2 protein-coding genes are annotated in these 4,513 nt (G+C 43.0%); both read left to right on the forward strand.

Translation table 11 applies throughout. The features are described from left to right. The coding region (locus tag HY841_12455; GenBank protein MBI4931572.1) for an adenylate/guanylate cyclase domain-containing protein at nucleotides 1-492 on the forward strand (492 nt) is incomplete at its 5' end. Between the two features lie 189 nt (nucleotides 493-681). Then, a complete protein-coding gene (locus tag HY841_12460; GenBank protein MBI4931573.1) occupies nucleotides 682-4,470 on the forward strand; it encodes a gliding motility-associated C-terminal domain-containing protein in 3,789 nt (1,262 codons plus the stop codon). Nucleotides 4,471-4,513: the final 43 nt, after the last annotated feature.

Consider the following 4,513-nt stretch of genomic DNA (forward strand, 5'->3'; position numbering starts at 1 on the left):
AAATTATCGGCTGAAGAATTAGTAAGCGAACTGGATTTTCTTTTCAAAAAGTTTGATGAGATTATTTCTAAATACAACATAGAAAAAATAAAAACTATCGGAGATGCTTATATGTGTGCCAGCGGGCTTCCCACACCAAACGCCAATCATGCAGAAAATATTGTAAAAGCAGCAATTGAAATTCAGCAATGGATGAAAGAACGAAATAATCAATGGCAGCTTAGAATCGGAATTCATACAGGTCCCGTCACCGCTGGAGTTGTTGGCGATAAAAAATTCGCTTACGACATTTGGGGAGATACGGTAAATACTGCCTCAAGAATGGAAAGTAGCGGAGAAGCAGGGAAGATAAATATCTCAGGAGTCACTTATACGCAACTAAACTTCCTCTCCTTTTGGGAGAGGACTGGGGTGAGGGCAGACTTTCGCGGAAAAATTCCGGCAAAGAATAAAGGAGAAATTGAAATGTATTTCGTTGAGAAAACCTCCTGATTTTATTTCCTGAAAAAAATCTGTTCATTTTTCCTATTAAATTTCATTAAACGACAGTTTTCTTCTGTTCGTCTTGATTTCGTTCAGTCTCGCTTCATACTTCATTCAATTCGTCTAAAAAACGGTTGTTTTCCCAACTTCAGTTTATTTGATGCGTAAAAGAATAATGAATCTGTTAAAAATTAAGTTATGAAAACAAAATTTTTTACAAAATGGATTCCCCTGATAACCCTGATAGGAACGCTGACAACGTCACAGAATGATGTATTTGCAAGTCACTCTGAAGGTGCTGATATCACTTACAAATGCCTTGGAGGAAATCAATATGAACTTACGCTTTCTTTCTACCGCGACTGCCACGGTGTAAACGCTCCCACGGCTCCAACTATCAATTGCGCTTCTCTTTCTTCCGGTCAGAATTTTAATATCACTCTTCAGCCGATCCCCGGAACCGGCCAGGAAATTTCTCTTGTGTGTGCAAACCTTTTAACTGAATGCCAGGGCGGAACTTATCCCGGAGTGCAGGAGTGGGTATATAAAGGTATCGTTACCATTACTCCTGCCACCGACTGGATTTTCAGTTTTGATTATTGCTGCAGAAATGCTGCAATCACAACCATCGTTAATCCTGGCGGACAAAACATTCATATTGAATCAACGCTTGACAATTTGAATTTTCCATGCAACAGTTCGCCAATCTTTACAACCAAACCAATTCCTTTTGTCTGTCTTTATCAGAATTATACTTTCAATCACGGTGCAAATGATCCGGATGGAGATTTTATCACGTATGAATTAGTAACTCCGATGAACGGCTATAGTGGATCAACCATAATTTATTTACCGCCTTACACAGCCACTCAACCGCTCAGCACAAATCCCGCTATGCAATTTGATACAATTACGGGTGACCTCAATATGAAACCTACCATGCTTGAAGTAACTGTTCTGGCAGTGAAAGTAAAGAAGTGGAGAAACAATCAGCTCGTTGGATATGTGATTCGCGACATACAACTGCGCACGATGAACTGCAATAACTCTTATCCTTTCATAAACGGAATCAACGGAACGGGCGCGTACATGACAACAGCCTGCGCAGGAAATCCCATCTCGTTTAATATTTATACCTCCGATCCTGACTCTACACAAACAGTCACGCTCACATGGAACAATGGAATCTCTAATGCAACTTTCACCGTAAGTGGCGGGCAATTTCCTACAGGAACTTTTTCCTGGACACCAACGATGAGTGATATAGGAACACATTGCTTTACGCTTACGATTACCGATAATAATTGTCCCATCAACGGAAGTCTGACATATGCGATTTGCCTTGTAGTTTACGGAGTGAATGTGAATGCAATCTCAACCAATGCAAATTGCGGATTGAATAATGGTTCTGCGATGGCAACTGCATCATCAGGAACTCCGCCTTATACATATCAATGGTTTCCCTGCGGATGCACAACAAATTCCATCAGTGGGTTGCCTTCAGGAACTTACACCGTGATGGTTACCGATTCAAAAGGATGCATGGGAATGGATACTGTCAGCGTGAACAATGGATTTCTTCCTGCAAGCTTGAATCTTACTTCAACGCCTGTTTCCTGTTTTGGAGGAAATAATTCCAGCGCCACCGCAAACGCAACAGGTGGGCAATCGCCTTATACCTATATATGGAGTAACGGGCAGACAACATCCACCGCAACAAATCTCCCTGCGGGAAATTATTCTGTGTCTGTTACTACAGCTAACGGTTGTGTAACGTCTGATTCGGTTTTGATTTCTCAGCCGGCACAGTTAAGCGCTTCAGTTTCACAGCAGGATGTAACCTGTTTCGGAATGAGTAATGGAACAGCGTCTGTGGTAGCGGCAGGAGGCAGTGCTCCTTATTCTTATTCATGGAATACAGGGCAAACCACGCAAACGATAACAGGAGTTGCATCAGGAAATTACTTTGTAACGGTTACGGATGCAAATGGATGCACCAGCATTCAGAATGTTTTCATCAACCAACCCGCGCAGATTGCGCTGAGTATTTTTTCTCTTACCAATGTTTCCTGCAATGGGGGAAGCAACGGAACGGCTACTGCTATTACTTACGGAGGAATTCCACCTTATTCATATATGTGGAACAATGGGCAAACGTTACAAACTGCTACGGGGCTTTCTGCAGGAAATTATATTGTAACAGTTCTTGACAGTGCTGGATGCACCTCCATCACTTCAATAAATATTTCTCAACCTTCCCCGCTTGCTTCTTCCATCACTTCAATTCCTGCACAATGTTTCGGAACGAATAACGGAACAGCAATAGCAGCAGCGGCAGGAGGCAGTCCTTCTTATACCTATCTCTGGTCAAACGGGCAAACAACTTCCGTTTCCTCAAATCTTATAGCTGGAAATTATTCTGTAATTGTTACAGATGCAAACGGGTGTTCAATTACTGATTCAGTCACAATTTCTCAGCCCGCACTTCTCACTTCAACAATTTCGTCTGTTCAGAATGTTTCCTGCAATCACGGAAGCAATGGTTCCGCAGCAGCAGCAGCGGGCGGAGGAACTTCGCCTTACACGTATGCATGGAGCAACGGACAAACCACATCATCAGTTTCTTTCCTCTCTGGCGGAAATTACTCTGTAACAATTACCGATGCGAACGGATGTTCTGCAGTTGATACCATCACGATAACTCAACCGGATGCAATTCTTGTGACCACATCTCCTGACGATACCATTTGTCCCGGCAATATTTTCACCATCAGCGCCAGCACATCAGGCGGAACTTCGCCTTTCACTTATTTCTGGCTTCCGAATGTGGGATTCGGAAGCGCGCAGGCGGTGAATCCGGGTGTCACAACCACCTACACGGTAATCATCACCGATGCGAACGGATGCACAAGCACGGGCACAACAACGATTTATGTATACGGAATGAATATGAGTGTTACATTGAACGCAACCCCTTCCATCTGCATTGGACAAACAGCAACCCTCTCCGCTTCTGTTTCAGGAAATAACGCCACCAATTATTACTGGAGCAATAACCTTGGAAACGGAGCAGGACCTTTTACGGTTTCTCCCACAATAACTACCACTTATTCTGTAATCGTTACAAATGTGTGTGGCGCCACTGCTGCTGCAATTGCCACGGTGGTGGTTCATCCTCTTCCACTGATAAATCTTGCTCCTCAAAATGAAACTGGATGCGATGCGGTAACACTGCAATTCTCCGATACAAATTCTTCAAACAATGGTTCAACTTATAATTGGAGTTTTGGAGATGGAACTCATTCCGCTTCTGCAGTACCTTCTCACACGTACACGGAATCAGGTTCCTATAATGTGAATGTAGTAGTGACTTCTCCTTACGGATGTTCTGCTGCAGCGCAAACTTTCTGCACCGTGGGCATTATAGCTTCTCCCGATGCGAATTTTATTTCAGACCCTCCTCTCGAAACAAGCATCCTTCAACCTGATTTCAGATTTTTTGACAAGTCAATAAACGCAACACAATGGTTGTGGGATTTTGGCGATGAAACTAATTCCACTCAGCAAAATCCTCATCATATTTATGCGCAGACAGGAATTTATACGGTGAAACTCGTCACCCTGAACGCAGGCATGTGCGTTGATTCCATCATCAAAACCATTGAAGTGAAACCCGAATTTACTTTTTATGTTCCCAATACATTCTCTCCCAATGGCGACCACATTAACGATGTGTTCAGCGGAAAAGGAATGGAGATCACAGAATACGAAATGCTCATATTCGACCGGTGGGGAAACCAGATTTTCAAAACAAATGATTTGAACATCGGCTGGGATGGAAGAGTTTACCCCGTAGGATTATTATCCAATGGGGCAAATGAAGGAGTAGAAATCGCCCAGCAGGATGTATATGTTTACAAAATCCAATTACGCGATTTTTCTGGCAAATCACACTATTACAACGGGCAGGTGAACTTGATCAAGTAATAATAAACCGTTAACTTACCTTTCATGTGGGGCGCGCCCCTCG

It is taken from the genome of Bacteroidota bacterium (assembly GCA_016213405.1).
Taxonomy (GTDB): Bacteria; Bacteroidota; Bacteroidia; order Palsa-948; family Palsa-948; genus Palsa-948.

Excerpts from the sequence above, each read along its gene's own strand:
- HY841_12460 (MBI4931573.1), top strand. The coding sequence starts at position 682 with ATGAAAACAAAATTTTTTACAAAATGGATTCCCCTGATAACCCTGATA.